Source organism: Pelagimonas sp. KU-00592-HH, assembly GCF_040369695.1.
Taxonomy (GTDB): Bacteria; Pseudomonadota; Alphaproteobacteria; order Rhodobacterales; family Rhodobacteraceae; genus Shimia.
In genome coordinates, this window is the sequence record NZ_BAABWM010000003.1 from 225083 (window position 1) to 250374 (window position 25292).

Sequence of the window (25292 nt, forward strand, 5' to 3'; positions counted from 1 at the left end):
AACAAAAATCGGGGACATGAGGACATGCAACACAAGCATAGCTTTGTGGACCGGATCGAGGAGACGCTGATCGCGATCCTCCTGGGGCTGATGACGGTGATCACATTCGCCAACGTCATTGCCCGGTTCGGGTTCAATTCTAACATTCTGTGGGCGCTGGAACTAACCGTGTTCCTGTTCGGCTGGCTGGTCCTGCTGGGCGCGTCATACGCAGTCAAAAAGCACAGCCATCTGGGCGTGGATGCGATCCTGAACATGGTATCGCCTGCCGTTGCCCGCGTGCTGGGCCTGATTTCCGTGGCAGCCTGCCTGCTGTTCGCGGTGTTCATGGTCAAGGGCGCTTATGACTACTGGGCTGTGTTCGCGGATCTGCCGCCGACAACGGGACGCTGGTTCCCAACCGGTTTCGCAGAGAAATTCCGCTCGCAAAGCTTCTATGAAGTTCAGGACGTACCGATGGTCGGCTTCCTGCGCTTCCTCGAAGACTTGATCAACTACGGCGATGAATACGAGAAACTGCCAAAGGTCGTGCCTTACCTTGTGCTGCCGATTTCGATGGCTCTTCTCTTGTTCCGCTTCATTCAGGCCGGTCTCCAGATCTGGCGTGGGGAAACCGACCGTCTGGTGGCGAGCCATGAGGTCGAAGACGAGATTGAAGAAGTGCGTGCACTTCAAGGGGAGCATGACTGATGGACGTGGTACTTCTTTTTGGCATGGTCATCGGCCTGTTGCTGATCGGCGTGCCGATCGCGGTCAGCCTTGGCCTGAGCTCGATCCTGTTCCTGTTGTTCTTCTCGGACGCGACGCTTGCGTCGGTTGCAGGTACGCTCTTTGAGGCCTTTGAAGGGCACTTTACCCTTTTGGCGATCCCGTTCTTCATCCTGGCATCGTCCTTCATGACGACAGGCGGCGTTGCGCGGCGGATCATCCGGTTCTCGATTGCCTGCGTCGGTCACCTTCCCGGTGGTCTGGCAATTGCGGGCGTCTTTGCCTGCATGATGTTTGCAGCCCTTTCAGGCTCTTCTCCGGCAACGGTTGTGGCGATCGGTTCGATCGTGATCGCCGGGATGCGTCAGGTGGGCTACTCGAAAGAGTTTGCCGCTGGTGTGATCTGTAACGCGGGTACGCTGGGCATCCTGATCCCGCCGTCGATCGTGATGGTTGTGTATGCTGCTGCCGTAGAAGTTTCGGTTGGCCGTATGTTCCTTGCAGGCGTTATTCCGGGCCTTATGGCCGGACTGATGCTGATGATCACGATCTACGTGATCGCCAAGGTCAAGAACCTGCCGAAAGGCGAATGGCAAGGCGTTGGTGAAATCGTACAGTCTGGCCGCGAAGCTGGCTGGGGCCTGTTCCTGATCGTCATCATCCTTGGCGGTATCTACGGTGGTATCTTTACGCCGACAGAAGCGGCGGCTGTTGCGGCTGTCTATGCCTTCCTCATCGCGTCCTTCATCTACAAGGACATGGGGCCGCTGTCGGAAGGGGCGAATGGCGGACAGAAAAGCAACCTGCTGCGCAAGCCGATTGCCCTGTTCACGGCGTGGGTCCACCCCGACACCAAACACACCCTGTTTGAGGCCGGTAAGCTGACTGTCACGCTTTTGTTTGTGATCGCCAACGCGTTGATCCTGAAGCATGTTCTGACCGAACAGCAGGTGCCGCAGCACATTGCGGGTGCGATGCTTTCGGCGGGTTTTGGTCCGGTCATGTTCCTGATCGTGGTCAACATCATCCTGCTGATCGGTGGTCAATTCATGGAGCCTTCGGGTCTTCTCGTGATCGTTGCGCCGCTGGTGTTCCCGATTGCCATCGAACTGGGGATCGACCCGATTCACCTTGGTATCATCATGGTGGTGAACATGGAGATCGGGATGATCACGCCACCGGTGGGGCTCAACCTGTTCGTGACCTCCGGTGTGGCGGGGATGCCGATGATGAGCGTTGTGCGGGCCGCGTTGCCGTTCCTGGCCGTGCTCTTCGTCTTCCTGATCATGGTGACCTATATCCCGTGGCTGTCGACGTTCCTGCCGAACACCTTCATGGGACCAGAGATCATTACCAAGTAGATCGTGTATGAGTAAAAGAAACGGCCCCGGAGGTTTCCGGGGCCGTTTTGCTTTGCGGGAATGCGGTGCCGGATCAGGCCGCGTCGAGCGCGTCGATGATGGCCTGGAAGTCCGTGGCCTTGAGGCTTGCGCCGCCGACCAATGCGCCATCGACGTTTGACACCGCAAAGATTTCCGTTGCGTTTGAGGGCTTTACCGATCCGCCATAGAGAATACGGATCGCGTTGCCGTCTTCGCCGAACCGCGCGACGAGCTTGGCGCGGATGAAATCATGCACCTCGGCAATCTGCTCGAGCGTGGGGATCAGGCCGGTGCCGATGGCCCAGATGGGTTCATAAGCGATCACGGTGTTTGCGCCGGTGGAGGCGTCCGGGGTCGAGCCCTCAAGCTGGCTGCCGATCACGTCCAGGGTTTCGCCCGCTTCGCGTTGGGCAAGGCTTTCGCCAAGGCAGATGATCGACGTCAGACCAGCGGCCCAGATCGCCTCGGCCTTGGTGCGCACAAGCGCGTCGGTTTCGCCGTGGTCTTCGCGGCGTTCCGAGTGGCCGACGATGACCGACGTGGCGCCAGCGTCCGCCAGCATTTCCGCCGAAACGTCGCCGGTGTGGGCACCGGAGGTGGCAGTGTGACAATCCTGACCGCCAATCGCGATTCCACCGGAGACCCCCGCAGCTTGCGCGATAAGGGTTAACGGCGGGCAAATCAGACGGTCGGTTTGGCTTGGGGCAGGGGCGGCGGCGAGGGCGGTGAGTTCTGCGAGCGAGGCCTTGAGGCCGTTCATTTTCCAGTTGCCTGCTGCCAGTTTGCGCCGCATGTCATTCCCCTGATGAGTTGATTTCGGCCCTGTTTTCGTGGGTTGGGAGGGGCGCGTCAAGGGCGCTGTGCGTCGCGTCGGTGGATTGGCGTGCAGCAGCAAACGAAAAAGGCGCCGTGGGGCGCCTTTTGTGTGTTCGGTGGTTTTGGAAACCGTTTGGTGATCAGGGGGTTACATGCCCTCGAACTTAATCGATTCCCCGCAGCCGCAGGCCTCGGTGACATTCGGGTTGTTGAACTTGAAACCGGCCTCAAGCAGCGAAACCTCGTAGTCGATTTCGGTGCCGAACAGGAACATCTGGGCCATGGGCGCGATCATGATGCGCGCGCCGTCCTGTTCGACGACCTCGTCATGCGGGTCGGTCGCCTCGACGTATTCCATGGTGTATTCCATGCCGGCGCAGCCGCCTTTCTTGACGCCGATGCGCAGACCTGCGTGGCCTTCCTTGGCCATCAGTTTTGAAATCTGCGCCGCAGCGGCAGAGGTCATGGTTACAGCTTGTTTTCCGGGAATGCCAAACATCAGCTTTCCTTCTCAACACGTTGACAGATCACATGAAACCCAGCTCGAGGCGGGCTTCGTCCGACATCATTTCCATGCCCCACGGCGGCGACCAGACCAGATCGACGGTCACGGTGCGAACGCCCTGGACACCGGCGCAGGCCTCTTGAACCCAGCCCGGCATTTCGCCCGCCACCGGACAGCCCGGCGCGGTCAGGGTCATGATGACGTTGACGTCGTTTTCGTCATTGGCCTCAATGGTATAGACCAGTCCGAGGTCGTAGATGTTTACCGGGATCTCGGGGTCGTAGACGCTCCGGCAGGCTTCGACCAGTGCTTCGTGAAGCGGGTGGTCGGTAGTCGACGGGGCGATCAGCGGTGTGCCTTCTACGGGATCCGTTGCGTGGGTCATTGGGGTATCCTGCATCATTCCTGAGCGAACATATAGGATTTATCATTCACAAGGTCCAGAGGGCGAAAAAATCGATGTTGGTATTACGTCGGTATTACGGAGGTATTGCGGAGGTGCGATTTGGTCTGGATACAAAAAAAACCGCGCCTGTGAGACGCGGTTTCGTGAGATTTTTTACGAAAGGGTTAATCGTTGATGTCGTGATCGAAGGTCTTGGGTTTGCTGCCGGGAAGGGCAAAGACCCGACGCAGGACCAGCCATGCGATCAGGGACAGGGCCGCGAAGATCAGGATCAGGACCGGCACCGACAGGAACTGGGCCGGCCCCAGAAGCATCAGGCCGACGATGGCCGCGCCGATGGCAAAGCCGAGAAACACGAAGCCGGGCGCCAGAACTTCGAGGATCGCAAGGCCAAGGGCGGCGGCGATCCAGACCCACCACGTTGTCATGATGCCGGTCATCAGGCACCTCCTTTCAGGAGCTTGAAGGCATCGCCGAAGGCTTCGAGAGCGGCGGCGGGAACGATGATGGTTTGCTTGCCGTTGCCGTTGCCCAGAGCATTCAGTGATTCCACCTGTTTCAGCGCGACCTGATACTGGGCGGCCTCAATGCCGTTTTCGGCGATGGCCTTGGCGACGACTTCGGTGGCATAGGCTTCGGCGTCGGCCTGAACGCGGCGGGCCTTGGCGGCCTGTTCGGCGGCATAAAGTTCGGCATCAGCCTGAAGTTCGACCGAGCGTTTCTGGCCCTCTGCCTCGGTGACCTGTGCGCGGCGGGCGCGTTCGGCGTTCAGCTGTTGCAGCATGGCTTCGCGTGTGGCCTTGTCGAGGTTCACATCAAGAATTTCCGCGCGGGTCACTTCGATACCCCAGTCATCCACGGCGTCTTCGACGGCGGATTTGATGGTGGAGATCAGTTGCGAACGGTTGGCCTGAACCTCGTCGAGGTCCATCTTGCCGATCTCGGCGCGGACGATGCCGGCCACGGTGGTGGCGATGGCGGAATCGGCGTTGCGGATGCGGTAGACGGTCTTTTCCGGTTCGGTGATGCGGTAGAAGACCGATGTTTCCACCTGCAGGAGCACGTTGTCTTTGGTGATGGCGTCCTGACTTGCCGTCGGAAGCTGGCGTTCGAGGATGGAAATCTGGTGGCGGACAACATCGAGGAAGGGCACGACAAAGTTGATACCGGGGTTCAGAACCGAATGCAGGCGGCCAAAGCGTTCGACAACGTGCTTTTCGGATTGCGAGACGATGCGTACCCCCTTGAGGATGACCAGGATCAGGAAGATCGCGGCCAGAATGTAGATGATATTACTGGTCAAAAGGTCCAAAATGAGCTCTTCGGTCATGAAATTTCTCCGTACTTTTTCCCCTGACGAATATGTGATGGGATCAAGGGTGTTTTACAAGTCACCGCAATTGTGGTTGGAGGGGAGAAAACCCAGAAAGGTATCAGATGACAACCCGGTTTTCCTTTGAATTGCAGGCTACCGACGGCAAGGCACGGACGGGGGTGATCTCCACGCCGCGTGGTGACATCCGCACGCCGGCCTTTATGCCGGTGGGAACGGCGGCGACGGTCAAGGCGATGATGCCCGAAAGCGTGCGGGCGACCGGGGCCGACATCCTTCTGGGAAATACCTATCACCTGATGCTGCGTCCGACAGCCGAGCGGATTGACCGGCTTGGCGGGTTGCACAAGTTCATGAACTGGGAGCGGCCGATCCTGACCGATAGCGGCGGTTTTCAGGTCATGTCTTTGGCGGGGCTGCGCAAGCTGACCGAGAAGGGGGTGACCTTCAAAAGCCATATCGACGGGTCCAAGCACGAATTGACGCCGGAACGGTCGATGGAGATCCAGCGCCTGCTTGGGTCGGATATCGTGATGTGTTTCGATGAATGTCCGGCGCTGCCTGCAGATCGCAAGCGGATTGCCGAGTCGATGCAGTTGTCGATGCGGTGGGCCGCGCGCTCAAAAGAGGCGTTCGGCGATCGTCCGGGCCACGCGCTCTTCGGGATCATGCAGGGCGGTCTTGAGCAGGACATGCGTGAGGAGAGCGCAGAGGCGCTCAAGGCGATCGGGTTCGAAGGCTATGCGGTTGGCGGTCTGGCCGTGGGGGAAGGGCAGGACGCGATGTTCGACTGTCTTGACTATGCGCCCGGTTTCCTGCCGGAAGACAAGCCGCGCTACCTGATGGGTGTGGGCAAGCCTGATGACATTGTTGGTGCTGTTGCGCGCGGGATCGACATGATGGACTGTGTGTTGCCGTCACGCTCGGGGCGGACGGGGCAGGTGTTCACGCGTCATGGTGTGGTGAACATCAAGAATGCGCGCCATGCGGATGATCCGCGCCCGCTTGATGAAAAGTGTACCTGTCCGGCCTGTTCGAACTATAGCCGTGCCTATCTTCACCACGTGTTCCGGTCGAACGAGATGATTTCGGGGATGCTGTTGACCTGGCACAACCTGCATTACTTCCAGGAAATCATGCAGGGCATGCGGGATGCCATCGCGGCGGGGACGTTCGAGGCGTGGCAGGCCGAGTTCCATGCGCAGCGTGCCGAGGGCGATATCGAGCCGCTTTAAAGGTTAGTCCTGGCCTGGCCCGGGGACGCCTTCGGGCAGCCTGTCGAGGCGATTCAGCAGGCCATCAAGGATCGCGCGGCGCAGGAGGCGTCTGTAGGTGGGTGCCTCATCGCCGTAGTGGCGGGCGGCGGCGAACCAGCGGGGCAGGCGCAGGGCCAGCAAGACAGGGGCCAGAAGGCCGGCGGCGCCGCGATAGACCAATATGCCGTTGCGATAGTTGTAATAGGCCTTCCAGACCGGTTTGTAGATGCGCAGGCCGGTTTCGAAGGTGGCGCAGTCGTGCTCGAACCGGATGGCGGGCATGAACCCGATACGCAGGCCAGCACGGCTGAGGCGCAGGGCGTAAAGCTGGTCGTCGCCGTAGAGAAACAGGCGCGGGTCGGGATAGCCGATGCGGGCGATGGCCTTGGCAGAGACGAAGAAGCCGACAAAGGATGTCATCTGAACCTGTTTTGGCGGGGCATCGGGGGCATAGGCCGTGTCGGAGAGGCGGAAGCCACGGATGCTTTGCAGAAATGCGCGTATTGAGCGGAAGGGGTTCAGGAGGGGGCGGTTCATTTCGCAAATTGTACCGTCGGGATAGGTGACGGCGGCGGCAACGGCATCCCATTGTGCGTCAAGGCCTTGGCGGAACTGATCGAAAGCGCCCGGAAAGGGGCGGGCGTCATCGTCCATCACCACCAGCCAGTCCGGCGAGAATGTTTCGATCGCGGCCTGCATCCCCATGGCAAAGCCCCCAGCGCCGCCAAGGTTATGTTCCGAAAGGAAAATATGGGTTGTCTCGTCCGCCTGTTGCGCAAGCCATGAACGGGTTTCCGCGTCTGATCCGTTGTCGACAACCACGATGAAATCGGCCTTTTCCGCACGCAGGCGGGACAAGGTCTCGCGCAGGTGCTGTGGTCGATTCATCGTCACGACGATGGCGGCCAAAGTCGGGGAGACCGATGGGGAAGAAGAGGTATCTGGGGACATGGGGGCCGTAAAGTCGCGGGTCGGGCCAAGGATAGCGGGCGGGATTTTGGCTGTCCAGTAAGCGGGGGCGCGGGTTTTTTCCCATTTTCCGGATTCGCGCCTTGTAGGTGCCTTGCGGGACAGGCATTGTGGTTCGACCAAAGAGGCACGGTTGAAACGATGGGGGATGTGCCCCACCTATGATATCGTGAGGAAACGGAAACGACCGATGGCTGCCGAAGTCGGGGCCTGTGTTGTTTTGCTAGAACAAGGACTGAGTATGCAAGAGCCTCTCAATTCATCCTATCCGGTGCTTCCACTGCGCGATATCGTTGTGTTCCCGCACATGATTGTTCCGCTGTTCGTGGGCCGTGACAAATCGGTACGTGCGCTGGAAGAGGTGATGCAGGATGACAAGCAAATCCTGCTGTCGAGCCAGATTGACCCCGCGGAGGACGATCCGCAGGCAGATGGCATTTATCGCGCCGGTGTGCTGGCCAATGTGCTTCAACTGCTGAAATTGCCCGACGGCACCGTGAAGGTGCTGGTCGAAGGCGTGTCGCGCGTGGAGATCACCCAATTCATCGAGAACGAGTCGTTCTTCGAGGCCGAGGCCGAGTATCTGACCGAGATGCCGGGCGATGCGGCCACCATCGAGGCGCTGTTGCGGACCGTCGCGGACGAGTTCGAACGCTATGCCAAGGTGAAAAAGAACATCCCCGAAGAGGCGCTTTCGGCCGTGGCCGAGACCCTTGAGCCGGCCAAATTGGCCGATCTCGTAGCAGGGCACCTGGGCGTCGAGGTGGACCAGAAGCAGGAGCTTCTGGAGACCCTTTCGGTAAGCGAACGCCTTGAGAAGGTCTATGGCCTGATGCAGGGCGAAATGAGCGTTCTGCAGGTCGAGAAGAAGATCAAGACCCGCGTCAAGAGCCAGATGGAGCGCACCCAGCGCGAGTACTATCTGAATGAGCAGATGAAGGCCATTCAGAAGGAGCTTGGCGACGGGGAAGAGGGCGCGAACGAGATCGCGGAACTCGAAGAGAAGATCGCCGAGACAAAGCTTTCGAAAGAGGCCAAGGAAAAGGCCGAGGCGGAGCTCAAAAAACTTCGCAACATGTCGCCGATGTCGGCGGAAGCGACGGTTGTGCGCAACTATCTCGACTGGATGCTGTCGATCCCGTGGGGCAAGCGCAGCCGCGTCAAGAAAGACCTGAACCGGGCGCAGGATGTGCTTGATACGGATCACTATGGCCTTGAGAAGGTGAAGGAACGCATTGTCGAGTATCTCGCGGTGCAACAGCGTTCGCAAAAGCTGCGCGGCCCGATCCTGTGTCTGGTTGGCCCTCCGGGTGTCGGTAAGACCTCGCTTGGGAAATCGGTGGCCAAGGCCACGGGGCGCGAGTTCATTCGCATCAGCCTTGGTGGCGTGCGTGACGAAAGTGAAATTCGCGGTCACCGCCGGACCTACATCGGCTCGATGCCGGGCAAGATCATTCAGGCGCTGAAGAAGGCGAAAACCACCAACCCGCTGATCTTGCTCGATGAAATCGACAAGATGGGTCAGGATTTCCGCGGCGATCCGGCCTCGGCGATGCTGGAGGTGCTTGATCCGGAACAGAACTCGACCTTTGTGGACCACTATCTTGAAGTGGAATACGACCTGTCGAACGTGATGTTCCTGACCACGGCGAACAGCTATAACATGCCGGGTCCGCTTCTGGACCGGATGGAGATCATCTCGCTTGCCGGGTACACCGAAGACGAGAAAGCCGAGATCGCGACCCGTCACCTGATCCCCAAGCAGGTCAAGAACCATGGTCTGAAGGCCAAGGAATTCTTGCTTGAGCCGGAAGCCCTGCAGGAGATGATCCGCACCTACACCCGCGAGGCGGGCGTGCGGAACCTTGAACGCGAGCTTGGCAAGCTGGCGCGGAAGGCCGTGACCAAGATCGTCAAGAGCGAGACCGAGTCGGTTCATGTGACGCCGGAAAACCTTGATGATTTCCTTGGCGTGAAGAAGTTCCGCTATGGTCTGGCCGAAAAAGAGGATCAGGTGGGTGTTGTCACCGGTCTGGCCTGGACCAGCGTGGGCGGCGATCTGCTGCACATCGAGGCGCTGAAGCTGCCGGGCAAGGGTCGGATGAAGACCACCGGTAAGCTGGGCGACGTGATGAAGGAATCGATCGACGCGGCCTCGAGCTATGTGCGGTCGATCTCGCCGAAGATCGGTGTGAAGCCGCCCGAGTTCGAGAAGTTTGACATTCACGTGCACGTTCCCGATGGGGCAACGCCCAAGGATGGCCCGTCGGCGGGCCTTGCGATGGTGACGTCTATCGTGTCGGTGCTGACCGGTATTCCGGTGCGCAAGGATATCGCCATGACTGGCGAGGTTTCCCTGCGCGGCAACGCGATGCCGATTGGTGGTCTCAAGGAGAAGCTTCTGGCGGCGCTGCGCGGTGGTATCAAGACCGTGCTGATCCCCGAGGAGAACGAGAAGGACCTGGCCGATATTCCTGACAACGTGAAGGAAGGGCTTGAGATCATTCCGGTGACGCATGTTTCGGAAGTGCTCAAGCTGGCGCTGGTTGGCGAGCCGGAAGCGGTGGAATGGGACGAGGCGGCCGAAGTCGCGGCGGCTCTGGCCAAGGAAGCCGGGGCAGGGGCCACTGCCCACTGATCTTGACCTGATTGGAAATTGAACAGCGCGGGGGAGACCCCGCGCTTTTTCTTTTGCGGGCGGGCTGATCCGCCCAGCAGGCTAGCCACGTCAATCCGACCCTGTTAAATTTCCTTTAATCGAGTGAACAGTGAGGGCAGCACGCCATGGCAAAGTCGACAACAACCAAACCAAAAACTACCAAGACGACCACAACCCGCAAGCGGACCACAACCAAACGTACGACGTCGACCAAGGCCGCGAAGGCGCCGGAGCCTGTTGTGGTGGCCGAGGTTGTGCCCGAGGTGAGCGCACCAGAGTTGAAGAAAGCCGAACTTGTCGATGCCGTCGTAGAGCGCACGGGCGTCAAGAAACGTTATGCCAAACCGGCTGTTGAGGCAGCACTTGCCCTGATGGGCGAGGCGCTTGCAGAGGGGCGTGATCTCAACATTCGTCCGTTGGGCAAGGTCAAGGTGAAGCGCAAGAAGGAGCTTGCAAACGGGTCTGTACTGGTTGCGCGCATTCGCCAGCCGAAGATCGAGGAAAAAGCGGCGGACACCGAGAGTGATGGGGTTGCGGACGCTGCGGAGTGAGTCTAGGAAGCGCGAACCGGGTGATTAGCTCAGTGGTAGAGCGCTTCGTTCACATCGAAGATGTCAGGAGTTCAAATCTCTTATCACCCACCATGTTTCCGGGCGCTCCCCATTCGGGTTGAGCGCCCTTTTCTTTTTTTATCATGGGGTTAGCGTTTTCGTCCGATGATGGGCGGACCGTTGGAAGAAATGTGAAACTTTTTCTATCTTCTGGCATTTTGCCTCTTGAACACCCCGATTCAGACCGATAAAAGGTCGCTCATCGGGTCGTTAGCTCAGTTGGTAGAGCGCTTCGTTTACACCGAAGATGTCGGGAGTTCGAGCCTCTCACGACCCACCATTTCCTCCCTGAAATATGCTCTTCCAACGAAGCACGTTGCTGTGTGCGTCGGTCTGTTTGCCGTTCCAGCAAAACGAAAAACCCCGCCACGGGGGCGGGGTTTTGGTTGTTCGCTTGGGCCGGGTCAGAAGAGGAAGTCGTCTGCCGTGTAGCCACCGATGCCGTTCACGAGGTCGTCGTAGGACACCCCGACAAGGCGCACTGCCAAGAGGCCTCCGTTGATGACGAAGTCGCCTTCGGTCGAGGCGAAGCTGTGGTTGGTGATCAGGTCAGTGAAGTCGGCGATTTCGGTGATGCGGGAGAGGTCGATCTTTTCGGCGTTGTTGGCGCTGAAATCCGTGATGATCGAGGTGTTGTAGGCGTTGTGGAAGACAAAGGTGTCGTGGCCGCGTCCGCCGGTCAGTTGGGTTTGGGATCCGCCGTCAGAGATAATGAGGTCTGCCCCGTCACCGCCAACCACCAGGTCGGCGGATGAGCCGCCGTTCAGGGTGTCATCGCCCTGGTTGCCCTTGATGGTGTTGTTGCCGCTGGTTCCGTTGATGACGTCGTTGCCAGCACCACCCAGCAGTTGGTCGTCGCCGCTACCGCCGGTCAGCTGGTCGTTGCCGTTGCCACCAAAGAGCTGGTCGTTGCCGGAACCGCCCCAGAGTTTGTCGCCACCGTCATTGCCATAGAGGGTGTCATTGCCGTTGCCGCCATAGAGCAGGTCAGCGCCCTTGCCGCCGTTGAGGATGTCTGTTCCGCCGTCACCCCAAAGGCGATCGCCGCCTGCGCCGCCGCTCAGGCGGTCGTTGTTGCCTTGTCCCCAGAGACGATCAAAGCCGTCGCCGCCGTTGAGAGTGTCGTCATGGGCACCGCCATAGAGCGAGTCGCGGCCGTCGCCGCCGAAGAGTTGGTCGTTCTGGCTGCCACCCTGCAGTTCGTCGTCGCCACCGGCGCCTTTAAGGCTGTCCTTGCCCTTGAATCCAACGAGGATATTGGCGTTATCGTCGCCGGTCAGCGTGTCGGCCACCGTGCCGCCATGGGCGTTTTCGACGTTGCTGGCCGTGCCTTGAGTGGATTGCGAGCTGTAGGTGCCGAGATCGAGGTTGATCTGGACCGATTTCGTGAAGGCCGTGGCGTCGATCCAGTCGCTGCCATTGCCACCGTCGAGCGTGTCGGTGGTGGTGTCGTCGGCAAGGGCAAAGCGGTCATCGCCGTCTTCGCCTTTCAGGGAATCATTGCCCTGGCCGCCTTCAAGCGTGTCGTTGCCATCACCCCCAAGCAGGCTGTCGTTGCCAGCGCCGCCGCTGAGGTGGTTGTTGCCCAGGTTGCCGGTGATCAAATCGTTGTTCGAGCCGCCGATTGCGTTCTCGATCAGAGAGCGTTGGTCCGAGTCGTGCAGCAGGGCGTTGAACAGGTGGCCACGGGCCATGTGGGTTTGGCGGGCTTCGTAGTAGCCAAGGTCGGCCCGCTGGAAATTGCCTCCAACGTCAAAGTCGGAATATTCGCCCGGGCGGAGGTCGATAGAGAGGCGCGTGGTGTAGTTCGACAGGTCATAGGTGTCGGTGCCGTCGCCATCCCAGAGGGTGCGGAAGACGCGGTTGGAGGTTGAGTGCTCTTGCCCGACGCCGTTGACGAACATCTGCCCGGTAGAGGTGCTGAAGGTATAGACCGTGTCCGAGGCATTGAAGGCGAAGTTTGCGCCGTAGAGGTACTGGATCGCCGCGATGTCGTACATCATCGGGGTTTGGGGGGCGTCGCCATCCTGGAAGTTCACAAAGCCCGACGTGTCCCCGACATAGCTTGTGTAGGTCATGATCGAGTATTCGAAGGAATCGGTGTCGTAGGGCAGGTCGAAGATGCCCTCGTGGCCATGTTCGAGACCCAGTGCGTGGCCGATCTCATGGCCAACGGTGTACCAGCTGTAGTTGCCGAAGGTCGGGGAATCCGTGTCGGGGCCGAACCACACGTCGCCAGCCGTTTCATCGCTCCAGGGATAGTAGGCGTAGGCCGTGTTGGGATCTTGCGAGTTGGCGAAACGGATTGTGGCTTCGCGGTCCTGGCTGAAACCCGTGCCGTCAAGTTCGACAAAGCTCAGGCCGGAGACATTGGCGTACTGGTCGAGCCAATACTTGATGGCCGTGACCTGTTGCGTGGTGACGTGGCTAAAGGAGGACAGGATATTCGGAGTTGAGGGGTTGTCGTCGGGGTAGTCGGAAGAATAGTCGAAGCGGCTGTTTGGGGTGCTCCAGGTGAGTTCATAGTCGGCCCACTTGTAATTGCTGACCAGTGCGTCGATGTGGGTCTCGCCGCTGAAACCGATGTAGCGATAGGGGGTTGCGCCATAGTCGAAGAGGGAATCTGGTTCGTGGGCCATGCTGGATACTCGTACTCAAAGGTTGCCGTGTCAGTGCTGGCATTCGTGGTGTTGTGACGCCTTGTAGCGTCGGGCGCGACTTTGCCGCTGTGTGGACGCAGGTGCAAGGGGGCATATGCCAATAGAGGCTACAAGGGGGAACTGGGGGCAGGAAGTTGCCGAAATACGAAAAAGGGCCCCGGCCAATTGGCGGAGCCCTTTTCTGTTTTGTGGTGTCCGGATCAGAAGATGAAATCGTCTGCCGTGTAGCCATTCAAGCCGTTCAGGACATCGTTGTAGGCGACGCCTTGCAGCAGGATGGAGTTGGCGCCATCAACGATCATCGCGTCGCCGCCGGAATTCACCAGGTGGCTCGAGATGAGGTCGGCATAGTCCGTGATGGCAGTAACGCCAGACAGGTTGATGTCTTCGCTGTCCGCTTTGTTGAAGTCGGTAATGACGTCCTGACCAAAGCCGTCGCTGAAGACAAAGACATCAGCCTGGCTGCCACCGGTCAGCGTATCGTTGCCGTTGCCGCCATTCAGGAGATCGCTCCCGCCGCCGCCGCTCAACGCATCGCTGCCGTTGCCACCGGCGAGGGCGTCTTTGCCGCCAGATCCGTTCAGCTGATCGTTTCCGGCGTTGCCATTCAGGGTGTCGTTGCCGCCACCGCCAACAAGGGTATCGTTCTGGCTTCCGCCGTGCAGGATGTCGACACCGCCATTGCCAACGAGCGAGTCGTCGCCTGCGCCACCATCAAGGACGTCAGCCCCTTTTCCTCCAACGAGGGTATCTTGATCGTTGCCGCCCGAGAGGGTGTCGTTGCCGTCATTGCCATACAGCTTGTCGTTGCCATCGTTGCCGGTGATGCTGTCGTTGCCGTCTCCACCGATCAGGTTGTTACCGACATTGGAGCCAACAAGGATGTCGTTGCCGCTGCCGGTCGTCGCATGTTCGAAACCCGAGATGGCGTCGCCGGTTGCATTGCCTCCTGCCACAAGGCTGGCGTTGAGGTCGACAAAGACATCCAGGGTGTCGGAGGCGTAAGACACGGTGTCGTTGCCCGCGCCACCATCCATGGAGTCGGCTCCGGCGCCACCACCAATCAGGTCGTTGCCGTCGCCGCCAAGGATGGTGTCATCCCCAGCCTGACCGATCAGTTGATCGCTGAAGGTGCCGCCGTCGATGTAGTCGTTGCCAGTACCGCCACGGATACTGTCCGCGCCTGCATCCCCGATGAGGGAGTCGTCATCCGAACCACCGTCCAGGGTGTCGGCTCCTATGCCACCCACAAGGGTATCGGCGCCGGAACTGCCGATCATCGAGTCCTGTCCGTCGCCGCCTTGCAGGTTGTCAGCGCCATTTTTGCCAATGAGCGTGTCGTGGCCAGCACCACCGATCAGCGTGTTGGCCTGGCCCCACTTACCGGCAAGCGAGTCGTTGCCGCTGCCGCCGATTGCCTGATTGAAGATGCCAAAGATGACATCGCCGGTTGCGTGCCCGCCTGAAACCGTGTTCGACCCAAGGTCAACGGATACACCGGCCGTGTCAGCCGCGTAGGACAGAGCGTTGTCGCCGGCTCCACCGTCAATCACGTCGGCGCCGCCGCCGCCTTCAATGGTGTCATGATGAGCACCGCCAAAGATCGTGTCGTTGCCGCCGCCACCCAGAAGGAGGTCGCTGTTTTCGCCGCCTTGGATAAGGTCATGGCCGCCACCGCCTTTGAGCGTGTCAAAGCCGTTGTCGCCAAGAAGGGTGTCGTTGCCGCCACCGCCAAGGAGCGAGTCGTTGCCCGAGCGGCCGTCAAGGATGTTGTCGTCGGCTGAGCCGACGACGGTATCCGCCTTGGTGCGGCCAATGAAGTTCTCGATGTTAAGGAAGGATTGGACCCCTTCGATCCCGCCGTTTTCGATGGTGCCGGCGACCATGTCGATCATCAGATCACCAAACGAATAGCCGCTTGCGTCGAAGGTATCTGTGCCGGTTCCGCCGTCGACGGAGTCGATGAATTCAGTACCGATAATCCGGAACAGGTCGTCTCCCGCTCCGCCATTGAGACTGTCGCTTTGGCTCCCGCCGAACAGGGTGTCGTTGCCATCGCCACCGAAGATCGTATCGGTCCCGGAGCTGCCGTCTAGCACGTCATTGCCATCGCCACCGTTGAGCAAGTCGTCGTCAACCCCTCCGTCCAGGGTGTCGTCGCCGCCTCCGCCGCTTAGCGTGTCATCGCCGAAACCACCAACCAGGCTGTTGTTACCCGTGGGGGAGGTTGCGATGATTTCATTGTTGGCACCGTCGCCGATCACGGACGCATGGCCACCAACCGTGACATTTTCGATGTTGGCCAGCGCGTCGCGGTTCGCTCCGCCTTCGGTTACAAAGCCGGTGCCAAGATTGAAGGTGATGTCTGCAAGCCAGCTGGTGCCGCTTGCATCGAGGTGGTCAATGCCGAGGCCGCCATCAAAACTGCCACCGATGGTTACGGCCGAGAAGGTGATGTCGTCGTCGCCGTCACCGCCATCGACCGTATTGATCCCGCCACCAGCATTGATTTCATCGTTCTGCGAGCTGCCGATGATGGTTTCGTTCGAGGCGTCGCCGTTGATGATGATGCGGTCGCCGGGATTGAAATTGTTCCAGTCCACGAAAGTCCAGCCCGAGAGATCAGCAATCACATAGTTTGTCAGGTCAATCTGGATCGTGTCGTCAGAACCCACGTTGTCATTACCATCAATCATGATGGTCTTGAGCTCAGTTGCGCCATCCAGCTCTTTCCCACTCAGGCGCAGTGTCTTGTCAACGTTGGAACCATCTGCGTCGAATCGGATGGTTTCGAGGTAGGTTGTGTTCAGGCCGCGGAAATCGAACACGCCAGCACCGCTCAGGATCATATAGTCCGTGTCATCGCCGCCATATACGGCTTCGATGGTGCCGACGTCTGCCGCTGTGAAGTAAAAATAGTCGTTGCCGGCCCCCCCGGAGGCGGTGTCGTTGCCAGCACCACCGTAGATGTGGTCTGTGCCACTGCCACCAGTGAGGTTGTCGTTGCCGATCCCCCCCATGAGGGTATCAACCCCATCGCCGCCGTTCAGCGTGTCATTGCCGTCGCCGCCATCAAGAGAGTCGTTGTTGGCATCGCCCAGCAGACTGTCATTGCCAAGTCCACCAAGCAGGGTGTCATTGCCATCGCCGCCGGAAAGGGTGTCATTGTCGGCGCCGCCATCCAGCGAGTCGTTGTCTGTGCCGCCCAGAAGGCTATCGTCGCCAGCTTCGCCATTGAGGGTGTCGTTGCCGGCGTTGCCGTTCAGCGTGTCGTTGCCCGCGCCGCCATTCAGGAGGTCTGCGCCAGCGCCGCCGGACAATTCGTTGGCATCGGCGTTACCGGCAATGCTGTCACTGCCACCGCTTCCGACGACATTTTCGATGCTGACCAGATCGGCATAGTTTGTTGCCCCGATCATGGCCGTATTCGAAACAAGGCTGATCGCCCAGTTGCTTGAGCCGTAGCTGAAATCGACGGTGTCAATGCCTGCACCGCCATCTGCAAGATGACCGGCGCCGCCGAACCCGATGGAGAGAACGTCATTGCCGTCTTCACCATAGAGTTTGTCTACGCCCGCGCCGCCGTTGAGTGTGTCGTTCCCCAAACCACCTTGAAGGACGTTGTTGTTGCCATCGCCCGTGATCGAGTCATTGCCGGAGCCGCCGATCACGTTTTCGATCGAAACAAGCGTGGCGTAGTTCGTCGCGACAAGTATCGCGCTGCCCGACGTCAGGTTGATGATCCAGCTGGCGTTGGAGTAGCTCCATGTTGCGGTGTCGTCGCCAACGCCGCCGTCCAGAACATGCCCAATGCCACCTGAGTCGATCGAAAGCAGGTCGTTGCCTCCCTGGCCGTACAAAGTATCGACGCCAGAGCCGCCCAGCAGGGTATCATGACCGTTCCCGCCGTAGATCGTGTTGTTGGATGCGTTGCCGGTGACACTGTCGTTGCCGCCGCCCATCACCGCGATTTCGAAGTTGGTATAGGATTCGCCGATGAAGTTCGTCAGGCCGGTGCCCATGTCGAACACATAGTTCCCGTTGTAGGCAGTGTGGTCGATGCGGTCGATCCCAACACCGCCATCCATGGTCTCAAGACCAATTCCGGACAACAGCGTGTCGTTACCGGCGTCACCGTAGTAGAGGCCGCCATCGCCGTCCGACGTCAGGCGGTCGTTGTTATTGCCGCCGCGCAGGGTGTCTTTGCCCGTGCCACCAATCAGCGTGTCGTTGCCATCGCCACCCAGAATCGAGTCATTGCCGGCATCGCCAAGGAGGCTGTCGTTGCCGGTGAAGCCGTTCAGCGTGTCATTCCCGCCTTTGCCGTCGATGGTGTCATCTTCGGTCGTGCCGGTGATGTTGTTGGCGCTGGAGCTGCCGTTGATGAAGATCTGGTCGTTCTGGCCACCCCAGTCCTGGAATACCCAGGAGGAGAAGTTCTTGTTCTGGCCATAGGACGTGCTGAAGTTGATGGTCAGTGTCTCGTCGGCACCAATAACCGCGTAACCATCGATGATAGTGCCGTCGCCCAACTCCTGTGGGTCGTCGAGTTCCTTGTTTGTCAGGATGAGGGACGTATCGGAGGCATTGAACCGGATTTCCTCAACATCGTCGAAGTTTGCCCCCGACAAGTCGAACGTCCCGGTCGCATTCAGGTCAACAGTGTCATTGCCGGAACCGCCATAAAAGAAATCGCTGTGCGTGCCAGCCACATCAAGTTCGAAGCTGTCGTTGCCTGATCCGCCATACATGGTGTCGGTGCCGGCCCCACCGATCAGCTGGTCATTCTGGTTGTTGCCGTAGAGCAGGTCATTGCCAGTGCCGCCACGAAGAGTGTCATTGCCGTCGTAGCCACGTAGCGTGTCGTTGCCGCCGCGTCCGTCGAGATTGTTGCGGGCATCATTGCCCCTGATGCTGTCATCGCCTGAACCGCCGATCGCGTTCTCGATCAGGGAGCGGGAATCATTGTTGTACTGAAGCGCGTTGAACAGGTGGCCGCGCGACATATGGGTGCCAGCGGCGACGCCCGCTTCGTTGCCCGCAAGGTCCGCGCGCTGGAAGTTGCCGCCTACATCAAAGTCAGACCAGCCACCTGGGGCGAGGTTGATGTGAAGATCCGTCGTATAGTTCGACAGGTCGTAGGTGTCGGTGCCGTTGCCGTCCCATAAGGTACGGAAGACACGGTTGGCTCCCGAGGCGCCCTGACCGACGCCGTTGATGAACATCTCGCCAGTGGTCGTCGAGAAGGTGTAGGTGGTTGATCCGCTATTGGCACCGAAATTGGCGCCATAGAGATACTGGATCGCCGCGATGTCATACATCATCAGCGACTGTGGGTTATCCCACGTCCCGTTGGTGTTGTAACCCGCGTTCTCGCCCACGTAGTTGGTGTAGGTCATGATCGAGAACTCGCTGGAATCGAGCGAGTAGGGCAGCTGGTTGGTGCCTTCGTGGCCGTGCTTGAGGCCAAGGGCGTGACCAAGCTCGTGACCGACGGTTACGAAGTCGAAATCGCCAAAGTCGGGATCATCCCCGGTTGAGCCGAACCAGACATCCCCGCCGGTTTCGTTGGAGCTTGGATAATAGCCATAGGCCGTGGAGGGATCGTCGGAGTTGGCGAAGCGGATGGTGGCTTCCTGATCTTCGTCCTGTGCACCGGGGGCGCCGTCCAGTTCGGTAAAGGTCAGGCCGGACACGAGCGCAAATTGCTCGGTCCAGTAAACGATTGCATCATTCTGCTTGGCCGTGGTGGTGGAAAACGTGTCCAGAATGTCCGGTGTCGCGGCGTTGTCGTCGGGATAGCCGGAGCTGTAGTCGGCCGAAACACTGGGTGTGGACCATGTGAGGTTGAAGTCGCTCCATCTGTCGCCATGAAGAAGGGCGTCGATCGCTGTTACGCCGCTAAGCGTAATGTTTTCATCAGATGGGGTTGCGCCATAGTCAATGACGCCGTCTGGTTCGTGAGCCATTCTAGCCTCCAATAATATCTTTCAAAACCCAGATGACTTGCATCCGGGGCAAATCGTAAATTGATCGAGTGGTAAACTTTACGCCCGCGATTATGGGGAGGGGGCGCGTTATTTCAAAGTGTTTTTTTGTGACAATGTCAGAATTGACAGTCGGTCGGTTCGGTGTGGTGCGGGTTTGAACGCATCAAATCTGGCGCGGGATCTATGCCGCCGAGCCCGTTGAAATCGCTTGTTGAACTGCGGTTGTTCGGGGGCGCCGGACGGAAAATCAAAAAACTTTCAAATACCCTCTCTTAACCGCTTGACGTGCCGAGCGGCTAAGCATAAACCACGCCTCACGCTTCGGGACGCACCCTGGAGCGGACAGTGAGCGGTTGTAGCTCAGTTGGTTAGAGTACCGGCCTGTCACGCCGGGGGTCGCGGGTTCGAGCCCCGTCAACCGCGCCACCACTGTCCGTCCAAGAGCGCCGAAGAGAAAGAAATGCGCGGTTGTAGCTCAGTTGGTTAGAGTACCGGCCTGTCACGCCGGGGGTCGCGGGTTCGAGCCCCGTCAACCGCGCCATTTCCTTCCCCTCCCTCAGATTTCAATTTGTAGTTGACCGCCGCGGTTTGAGCGGTTTTTGTGCTTCCGGATTTTCTTGGGAGATTTTTATGGATTTTCAAGGTGCTATTCGTTTGCTGGATGATGCGTTCGAAAGTGTGATTCAAAACTTCTGGGCGGCGCTTCGCGTGTCCTTGGTACCGCTTCTTGTTTTTCTGCTGCTATGCTTCGCGGTGTTTTACGATCAGAGATCGGTGTTTCTGACGGGCGGAAGGTTGAGCATCGAGGGCTTGGAGTTTGCGGTCGTCTTTCTGGGCGGAGGATTCTTGTTCTTCTGGTCCGCTGTAAGCTGGCATCGTGTGGTTCTTCCGGTGCTGACCGACCGAAAATTCCCGGTGCTTGAGACGATTATCTATGCCCTCAAGGCTCTTCTGTTTGTTGTCGTAATCCTGTTGATCCTTCTTGTGGTGGGGTTCATCCCCTTGCTGGCACTTGGTGGCGGGAAGATCTCGGTCGGGGACTTTGCGCTTGGCTACGCTCAGGGCTGGGGGCATTTTATTGCGACTTTTGCCCTGACCTGGATTTTCTGGCTGTCCTATATCGCGATCTCACCAAGCCTTGTGCATTCCGCACTGGGTGGGCGTGAGGGGATTTTCAATTCGCTCTGGAGGAGTGAAAACAAGGGCGGGTTGCTGCGGGCAACCTCTCTGGTGATCACGCTGTGCCTGATTGGAGACTGGCTGATCGGGCTTGGGCTGTCCGGGTTTCCCATATGGGTTCAGCTACCGGCGCAGGTTTTTGTTCTATGGCTGGTTTTCATGGTGTCGATTTCGATCCTGACCCAATTTTACGCTCACGGAGAGCGGACAGGGACGCCACGACAGTAGGTGAAAAATGACGCCCGCTCGTTGGAGCGGGCGTTCTATTGTTCTTCTAGAATTACCTGGTCATCTTGTCCCAATTGCGTCCGATACAAGATGCATTCTCGCACAGAAAGTTCGCTCCTGAAATAAGCCTGGGGTGGGAGACAGTCGACGAATAGGCCTTCGACGCCAGTTACCTGAAATGTCAGCAAAAAATCGTCATCTACTATGAGTTTGCAGCCCAGTTCGCTTGGCTTGTGTTTCAGCTTTGTATCAGAAAGCACCGCGATGACGCAGTGAGCTTCAGCAATTGCGATTGACTTAGAGTAATTGTCTTTCAGGTCGACCAGGATGTGGGCAACATAGCCAAGGCAAACGCCGATGAGCAAAAGAACGACTTTCATTTCTCTGCCTTTGTGGCTTTGACGTATTAAACTTGGGCGAGTGCTAAAAAGCGCCCGCCCCTTGGGTTTTTAATGTGTCATAGCATCCAGAATGCGCGCCCAGGAGCGGATGCCCTTGTGGAAGCTTTCCAGATCGTATTTTTCGTTGGGCGAGTGGATCTGGTCGTCGTCCTTGGCAAAGCCGATCAGCATGGCGTCGACGCCCAGCAAGTCCTTGAAATACCCCGCGATCGGGATCGAGCCGCCGCAGCCTGCAAAGGCGGCGGCATCGGGCCATTCGTCCGAAAGCGCCTTGCGGGCGGCCTCGAAGGCGGGGTTTGCCGTGGACATCTGCGAGGCGGGCGAGCCTTTCTCGGTGCGGTACTCGACGGTGAAGCCTTCGGGCAGGTTGCTTTCGAGATGCTGGCGGAAGGCAGCGCGGATCTTGTCCGGATCCTGCTGGCCGACAAGGCGGAACGACACCTTGGCAGAGGCCTGGCTTGGCAGGACGGTCTTGAAGCCGTCACCGGTGTAGCCGCCCCAGATGCCGTTCACGTCGCAGGTCGGGCGCGACCAGATCTGTTCCAGCGGGGTGCGGTCGACCTCGCCGGCGGGGGCCTTGAGGCCGACGTCGCCAAGGAAGCTGGCATGGTCGAAGTTCAGGTTCTGCCACTGGCTGCGGATCTCGTCGGAGAGTTCGGGCACGTCATCGTAGAAGCCTGCGAGGGTGACGGCGCCGTTGTCGTCGTGAAGGTCGGCAAGGATACGGGTCAGAACCCGGATCGGGTTCATCGCGACGCCACCGTACATGCCCGAATGGAGATCGCGGTCGGGGCCGGTGATGGTGAAGTCTTCGCCAAGCAGGCCGCGCAATTGCGTGATGATCGCGGGGACCTTGCTTTCGAACAGGCCGGTGTCGCAGATCAGGGCGATGTCCGAGGTCAGTTCGGCGGCGTTTTCCTGCATGAAGGGGACGAGAGACGGGGAGCCTGATTCCTCTTCACCTTCGAAGAAAAAGGTGATGCGGCAGGGCAGGGAGCCGTTTACCGCCTTCCAGGCGCGGCAGGCTTCGACGAAGGTCATCAGCTGGCCCTTGTCGTCCGAAGAGCCGCGACCGCGGATCACCTTGCCGTTGGCGGTTTCTTCCAGCTGCGGTTCAAACGGGGGGCTATCCCAAAGCTCGAGCGGATCGACCGGTTGAACGTCATAGTGGCCATAGAACAGGACATGCGGGCCATCGCCTTCGACATGGCCCACGACCATCGGGTGACCGGGCGTCGGGCGCTTTTCTGCCTTTACGCCAAGGCTTTGAAGGTCGGCGACAAGCCAGTCGGCGGCGCGGTCGCAATCGTCCTTGAAGGCCGGGTCGGTTGAGATCGAAGGGATCTTCAGAAGTTCGATCAAACGGTCGGTCGCGCCTTGGAGGTCGGAATCGATACGTTTGAGTACGTTGTCGAGTGACATGCACAGAATCCTGTATGCTAGAGGTGGTTCGCGGCAGAGCCTATCAGGCCGATTGGCACTGTCCAGTTTCCGATCGGAACCCTTGACGTAGATCAAGGATCGAGAGGTGGCAAAATGTAACGTAGGCCGCATGTTTTTTGCGCGATATACCCATTCTTTAAATTGAATGTCCGGTCGCGCGGATGATATGTGGATGCAACCAGCAACCCGTTCAAGGAGGGAAGCCCGTGGATTACAATGTGAAGCTCGACGAAGCGATCCAGCGTCTTCATGATGAAGGACGTTACCGTACTTTCATTGATATCGAGCGTGAGAAGGGCAACTTCCCGCACGCCATGTGGACCCGTCCTGACGGCACCAAGGCGCCGATCACCGTATGGTGTGGCAACGACTATCTTGGCATGGGCCAGCATCCGGTTGTTCTTGCGGCCATGCACGAGGCATTGGATGCGACCGGCGCCGGTTCGGGCGGCACCCGTAACATTTCGGGCACCACGATCTATCACAAGCGCCTTGAGGCGGAGCTGGCGGACCTGCATGGCAAGGAATCGGCGCTTCTGTTCACCTCGGCCTATATCGCCAACGACGCGACCCTTTCGACCCTGCCCAAGCTGTTCCCCGGTCTGATCATCTATTCGGACGAGTTGAACCACGCCTCGATGATCGAAGGTGTGCGCCGCAACGGCGGGGCCAAGCGCGTGTTCCGTCACAACGACGTTGAGCATCTGCGTGAACTTCTGGCAGCGGACGACCCGGCGGCCCCCAAGCTGATCGCCTTTGAATCGGTTTACTCGATGGACGGTGACTTTGGTCCGATCGAAGCGATCTGCGATCTGGCGGATGAATTCGGCGCGCTGACCTATATCGACGAAGTACACGCGGTGGGCATGTATGGCCCGCGCGGTGGTGGTGTGACCGAGCGTGACAACCTCGCGCATCGTATCGACATCATCAACGGCACCCTTGCCAAGGCCTATGGCGTAATGGGTGGCTATATCGCGGCCAGCGAAAAAATGTGTGACGCCGTGCGTTCTTATGCGCCGGGCTTCATCTTCACCACCTCGCTGCCGCCGGCGGTTGCGGCAGGGGCGGCGGCTTCGGTTGCGCATCTGAAGACAGATCAGGAGCGTCGCGACAAGCACCAGGAGCAGGCGAAGATCCTCAAGCTGCGCCTGAAGGGCATGGGCCTGCCGATCATCGACCACGGCTCGCACATCGTGCCCGTAATCGTGGGTGACCCGGTTCACACCAAGGCGCTGTCGGACATGCTGCTGGAGAACTTCGGCATCTACGTGCAGCCCATCAACTTCCCGACCGTGCCGCGTGGGACCGAGCGTCTTCGCTTTACCCCGTCGCCTGTGCACGGTCCGGATGAGATGAATAAGCTCGTTCGCGCAATGGATGAGCTTTGGTCGCACTGTGCGCTGAATCGTGCCGAACTTGCGGGCTAGGCAATCACGAAGGTGCAAAATTTGTTGCACTGTGTTACTTTAGCCTCAACAAAGGGCCCGATCCGAATCGGGGACGGTAACGGATCGGCATTGCAGTGAGGCGAATGATATGATCAGGCGCAAGGGACAGCGCACAGCCGTAGAGCATGACGAGGGACCGAAAGGTTTCGACGATTACGACCTGCGTCTAGGGGACATGATGCGGGGCGAACGGGCAACGATGGGTAAGTCGTTGCTCGATGTTCAACGCGAGTTGCGAATCCGAGCCTCCTACATCGCTGCAATCGAGAACGCCGATCCAACGGCGTTCGAAACACCGGGCTTTATCGCCGGTTACGTGCGTTCCTATGCACGCTATCTTGGGTTGGATCCGGACGAGACATTCGCTGCGTTCTGCAAGGAAAGTGGGTTCACGCCTGCGCACGGCATGTCGGCGGAAGCCTCGACCATGCGCAAGAGTGAAAGCGCGCTCAAGGTAGACCGTGATGCGTTGGACGCGCCGATCATGGCGTTCACGCCCGCGCCGGAGTCTATTCTGTCCCGGATCGAACCACGCGCGATTGGCTCTTCGATGGTGCTGGTCGCTCTGATCGCAACCATCGGCTATGGCGGATGGTCGGTTCTCAATGAAATTCAAAGGGTTAAACTGGCGCCGGTCGAGCAGACACCTGTTGTGCTCTCGGAACTGGACCCGTTGAACGCGGCCGAGCGGAGCGAAGTTGCCGGTCTTGGAAACCCGTCGACCGAGACGCTTGACCGTCTGTATCGCCCGCAGGCGCTTGATGTGCCGGTGATGGTGGCGCGGGATGCTCCGATTTCCACGCTGAACCCGGATACCATGGGCGTGTTCACGCCTGAGGCGCCGGTTTTGGCCGACCTGACAGAAGAGGTTCTGGATCGGGCGGTGCCGCAGGTTCTCGAAAACGAACGTGATGAACTTGTCCTGATGGCAGTGCGTCCGGCATGGGTTCGGGTAAGGGCTGCGGATGGGTCGGTTCTTCTGGAGAAGATCCTGAACGCAGGCGAAGAATTCACCCTGCCCGAAAAGGAAGGTGTCCCGACACTGACCGCGGGCATGAGCGGTTCGGTTTATTTCAAGCTGAACGGCGCGCTGTTCGGCCCTGTGGGAACAGGGACCAACCGGATCGGGGATCTGGCGTTGGATGCCGACCTCCTGCTGGAGCAATATGATCTGGCGGATCTTGACCAGGATCCTGAACTGGCACGGATCGTGGCCGAAGCAGATGCTGCGCTGGTGAACGGGCAATAATTCTCTGCCGCGCCGGGCTTTGCATTGCCCCCGACACACAACGGAC

General features: G+C 59.1%; 18 protein-coding genes and 4 tRNA genes. 12 read left to right on the forward strand and 10 right to left on the reverse strand.

Translation table 11 applies throughout. The features are described from left to right. The first annotated feature begins 24 nt into the window (after positions 1–24). The gene (locus tag ABWV42_RS13485) at positions 25–690 is read left to right on the forward strand and encodes a TRAP transporter small permease (RefSeq protein ID WP_353340598.1); all 666 of its coding nucleotides are present in this window, start codon (positions 25–27) and stop codon (positions 688–690) included. Further along, positions 690–2069: a TRAP transporter large permease gene (locus tag ABWV42_RS13490; protein ID WP_353340599.1), complete on the forward strand. Its 1380-nt coding sequence runs from the start codon at positions 690–692 to the stop codon at positions 2067–2069. The genes ABWV42_RS13485 and ABWV42_RS13490 overlap by 1 nt, the downstream gene beginning before the upstream one ends. A gap of 73 nt (positions 2070–2142) precedes the next feature. Here ABWV42_RS13490 and tpiA read toward each other — a convergent pair whose 3' ends face one another. The 5 genes from tpiA to ABWV42_RS13515 all read right to left on the reverse strand — a co-directional run bounded on the left by tpiA (position 2143) and on the right by ABWV42_RS13515 (position 5147). Next, complete coding sequence (tpiA, locus tag ABWV42_RS13495; RefSeq protein WP_353340600.1) at positions 2143–2883, reverse strand: triose-phosphate isomerase; 741 nt, start codon at positions 2881–2883, stop codon at positions 2143–2145. 171 nt (positions 2884–3054) lie between these two features. Then, entirely contained in the window at positions 3055–3405 is a 351-nt protein-coding gene (locus tag ABWV42_RS13500; RefSeq protein ID WP_353340601.1) for a HesB/IscA family protein, read from the reverse strand. A 28-nt stretch (positions 3406–3433) separates the two neighbouring features. Next, a complete protein-coding gene (locus ABWV42_RS13505; RefSeq protein WP_255106087.1) occupies positions 3434–3796 on the reverse strand; it encodes an SUF system Fe-S cluster assembly protein in 363 nt (120 codons plus the stop codon). 185 nt (positions 3797–3981) lie between these two features. After that, a complete protein-coding gene (locus ABWV42_RS13510) occupies positions 3982–4257 on the reverse strand; it encodes an NfeD family protein (RefSeq protein WP_353340602.1) in 276 nt (91 codons plus the stop codon). Further along, the gene (locus ABWV42_RS13515; protein ID WP_353340603.1) at positions 4257–5147 is read right to left on the reverse strand and encodes an SPFH domain-containing protein; all 891 of its coding nucleotides are present in this window, start codon (positions 5145–5147) and stop codon (positions 4257–4259) included. The genes ABWV42_RS13510 and ABWV42_RS13515 overlap by 1 nt, the downstream gene beginning before the upstream one ends. Before the next feature lie 107 nt (positions 5148–5254). Between ABWV42_RS13515 and tgt the strand changes: the two genes are divergently transcribed. Next, on the forward strand, positions 5255–6385 hold the full coding sequence (gene tgt, locus ABWV42_RS13520; protein WP_353340604.1) for a tRNA guanosine(34) transglycosylase Tgt: 1131 nt from the start codon (positions 5255–5257) through the stop codon (positions 6383–6385). Positions 6386–6388: 3 nt separating this feature from the next. On the opposite strand, the gene ABWV42_RS13525 is transcribed toward tgt, so the two are convergent. Continuing rightward, on the reverse strand, positions 6389–7357 hold the full coding sequence (locus ABWV42_RS13525) for a glycosyltransferase (protein ID WP_353340605.1): 969 nt from the start codon (positions 7355–7357) through the stop codon (positions 6389–6391). A gap of 259 nt (positions 7358–7616) precedes the next feature. Here ABWV42_RS13525 and lon point away from each other — a divergent pair, with 259 nt between their 5' ends. The 4 genes from lon (at position 7617) to ABWV42_RS13545 (ending at position 10925) form a co-directional block, all read left to right on the forward strand. Next, complete coding sequence (lon, locus tag ABWV42_RS13530; protein WP_353340606.1) at positions 7617–10013, forward strand: endopeptidase La; 2397 nt, start codon at positions 7617–7619, stop codon at positions 10011–10013. Between the two features lie 146 nt (positions 10014–10159). Further along, the gene (locus tag ABWV42_RS13535; RefSeq protein ID WP_353340607.1) at positions 10160–10585 is read left to right on the forward strand and encodes an HU family DNA-binding protein; all 426 of its coding nucleotides are present in this window, start codon (positions 10160–10162) and stop codon (positions 10583–10585) included. A gap of 18 nt (positions 10586–10603) precedes the next feature. Continuing rightward, positions 10604–10678, forward strand: a tRNA-Val gene (locus ABWV42_RS13540). Positions 10679–10849: 171 nt separating this feature from the next. Further along, positions 10850–10925, forward strand: a tRNA-Val gene (locus ABWV42_RS13545). A 124-nt stretch (positions 10926–11049) separates the two neighbouring features. Here ABWV42_RS13545 and ABWV42_RS13550 read toward each other — a convergent pair. Both ABWV42_RS13550 and ABWV42_RS13555 read right to left on the reverse strand, forming a co-directional pair. After that, positions 11050–13284, reverse strand: coding sequence for a M10 family metallopeptidase (locus ABWV42_RS13550; protein ID WP_353340608.1), 2235 nt, complete (start codon positions 13282–13284; stop codon positions 11050–11052). Positions 13285–13505: 221 nt separating this feature from the next. Then, positions 13506–19274, reverse strand: a complete 5769-nt coding sequence (locus ABWV42_RS13555; RefSeq protein ID WP_353340609.1) for a M10 family metallopeptidase C-terminal domain-containing protein — start codon at positions 19272–19274, stop codon at positions 13506–13508. A 370-nt stretch (positions 19275–19644) separates the two neighbouring features. On the opposite strand from ABWV42_RS13555, the gene ABWV42_RS13560 reads away from it, so the two are divergent. From ABWV42_RS13560 to ABWV42_RS13570, 3 genes are all read left to right on the forward strand, one after another. Further along, positions 19645–19721 (forward strand) — tRNA-Asp (locus tag ABWV42_RS13560). Between the two features lie 38 nt (positions 19722–19759). Next, positions 19760–19836, forward strand: a tRNA-Asp gene (locus tag ABWV42_RS13565). Positions 19837–19925: 89 nt separating this feature from the next. Further along, positions 19926–20702, forward strand: a complete 777-nt coding sequence (locus ABWV42_RS13570) for a hypothetical protein (RefSeq protein WP_353340610.1) — start codon at positions 19926–19928, stop codon at positions 20700–20702. A gap of 35 nt (positions 20703–20737) precedes the next feature. Here the strand turns inward: ABWV42_RS13570 and ABWV42_RS13575 are convergent, their stop codons facing one another. Together ABWV42_RS13575 and ABWV42_RS13580 are read right to left on the reverse strand one after the other, a co-directional pair. Continuing rightward, on the reverse strand, positions 20738–21082 hold the full coding sequence (locus ABWV42_RS13575) for a hypothetical protein (protein WP_353340611.1): 345 nt from the start codon (positions 21080–21082) through the stop codon (positions 20738–20740). Between the two features lie 69 nt (positions 21083–21151). Continuing rightward, complete coding sequence (locus ABWV42_RS13580) at positions 21152–22525, reverse strand: M20/M25/M40 family metallo-hydrolase (RefSeq protein WP_353340612.1); 1374 nt, start codon at positions 22523–22525, stop codon at positions 21152–21154. A 227-nt stretch (positions 22526–22752) separates the two neighbouring features. Between ABWV42_RS13580 and hemA the strand changes: the two genes are divergently transcribed. Both hemA and ABWV42_RS13590 read left to right on the forward strand, forming a co-directional pair. Next, positions 22753–23976 carry a 5-aminolevulinate synthase gene (gene hemA, locus ABWV42_RS13585; protein ID WP_353340614.1) on the forward strand — a complete coding sequence of 408 codons (1224 nt, stop codon included), beginning with the start codon at positions 22753–22755 and terminating at the stop codon, positions 23974–23976. Between the two features lie 109 nt (positions 23977–24085). After that, positions 24086–25246: a helix-turn-helix domain-containing protein gene (locus ABWV42_RS13590; RefSeq protein WP_353340615.1), complete on the forward strand. Its 1161-nt coding sequence runs from the start codon at positions 24086–24088 to the stop codon at positions 25244–25246. The last annotated feature ends 46 nt before the right edge of the window (positions 25247–25292 follow it).

Coding starts and splice junctions, on each gene's coding strand:
- ABWV42_RS13510 (WP_353340602.1), bottom strand. CDS start 4,257: ATGACCGGCATCATGACAACGTGGTGGGTCTGGATCGCCGCCGCCCTT.
- ABWV42_RS13485 (WP_353340598.1), top strand. CDS start 25: ATGCAACACAAGCATAGCTTTGTGGACCGGATCGAGGAGACGCTGATC.
- tgt (WP_353340604.1), top strand. CDS start 5,255: ATGACAACCCGGTTTTCCTTTGAATTGCAGGCTACCGACGGCAAGGCA.
- ABWV42_RS13570 (WP_353340610.1), top strand. CDS start 19,926: ATGGATTTTCAAGGTGCTATTCGTTTGCTGGATGATGCGTTCGAAAGT.
- ABWV42_RS13505 (WP_255106087.1), bottom strand. CDS start 3,796: ATGACCCACGCAACGGATCCCGTAGAAGGCACACCGCTGATCGCCCCG.
- ABWV42_RS13525 (WP_353340605.1), bottom strand. CDS start 7,357: ATGTCCCCAGATACCTCTTCTTCCCCATCGGTCTCCCCGACTTTGGCC.
- ABWV42_RS13490 (WP_353340599.1), top strand. CDS start 690: ATGGACGTGGTACTTCTTTTTGGCATGGTCATCGGCCTGTTGCTGATC.
- ABWV42_RS13550 (WP_353340608.1), bottom strand. CDS start 13,284: ATGGCCCACGAACCAGATTCCCTCTTCGACTATGGCGCAACCCCCTAT.
- ABWV42_RS13590 (WP_353340615.1), top strand. CDS start 24,086: ATGATCAGGCGCAAGGGACAGCGCACAGCCGTAGAGCATGACGAGGGA.
- ABWV42_RS13580 (WP_353340612.1), bottom strand. CDS start 22,525: ATGTCACTCGACAACGTACTCAAACGTATCGATTCCGACCTCCAAGGC.
- tpiA (WP_353340600.1), bottom strand. CDS start 2,883: ATGCGGCGCAAACTGGCAGCAGGCAACTGGAAAATGAACGGCCTCAAG.
- lon (WP_353340606.1), top strand. CDS start 7,617: ATGCAAGAGCCTCTCAATTCATCCTATCCGGTGCTTCCACTGCGCGAT.
- ABWV42_RS13515 (WP_353340603.1), bottom strand. CDS start 5,147: ATGACCGAAGAGCTCATTTTGGACCTTTTGACCAGTAATATCATCTAC.
- ABWV42_RS13500 (WP_353340601.1), bottom strand. CDS start 3,405: ATGTTTGGCATTCCCGGAAAACAAGCTGTAACCATGACCTCTGCCGCT.
- ABWV42_RS13555 (WP_353340609.1), bottom strand. CDS start 19,274: ATGGCTCACGAACCAGACGGCGTCATTGACTATGGCGCAACCCCATCT.
- ABWV42_RS13535 (WP_353340607.1), top strand. CDS start 10,160: ATGGCAAAGTCGACAACAACCAAACCAAAAACTACCAAGACGACCACA.
- ABWV42_RS13575 (WP_353340611.1), bottom strand. CDS start 21,082: ATGAAAGTCGTTCTTTTGCTCATCGGCGTTTGCCTTGGCTATGTTGCC.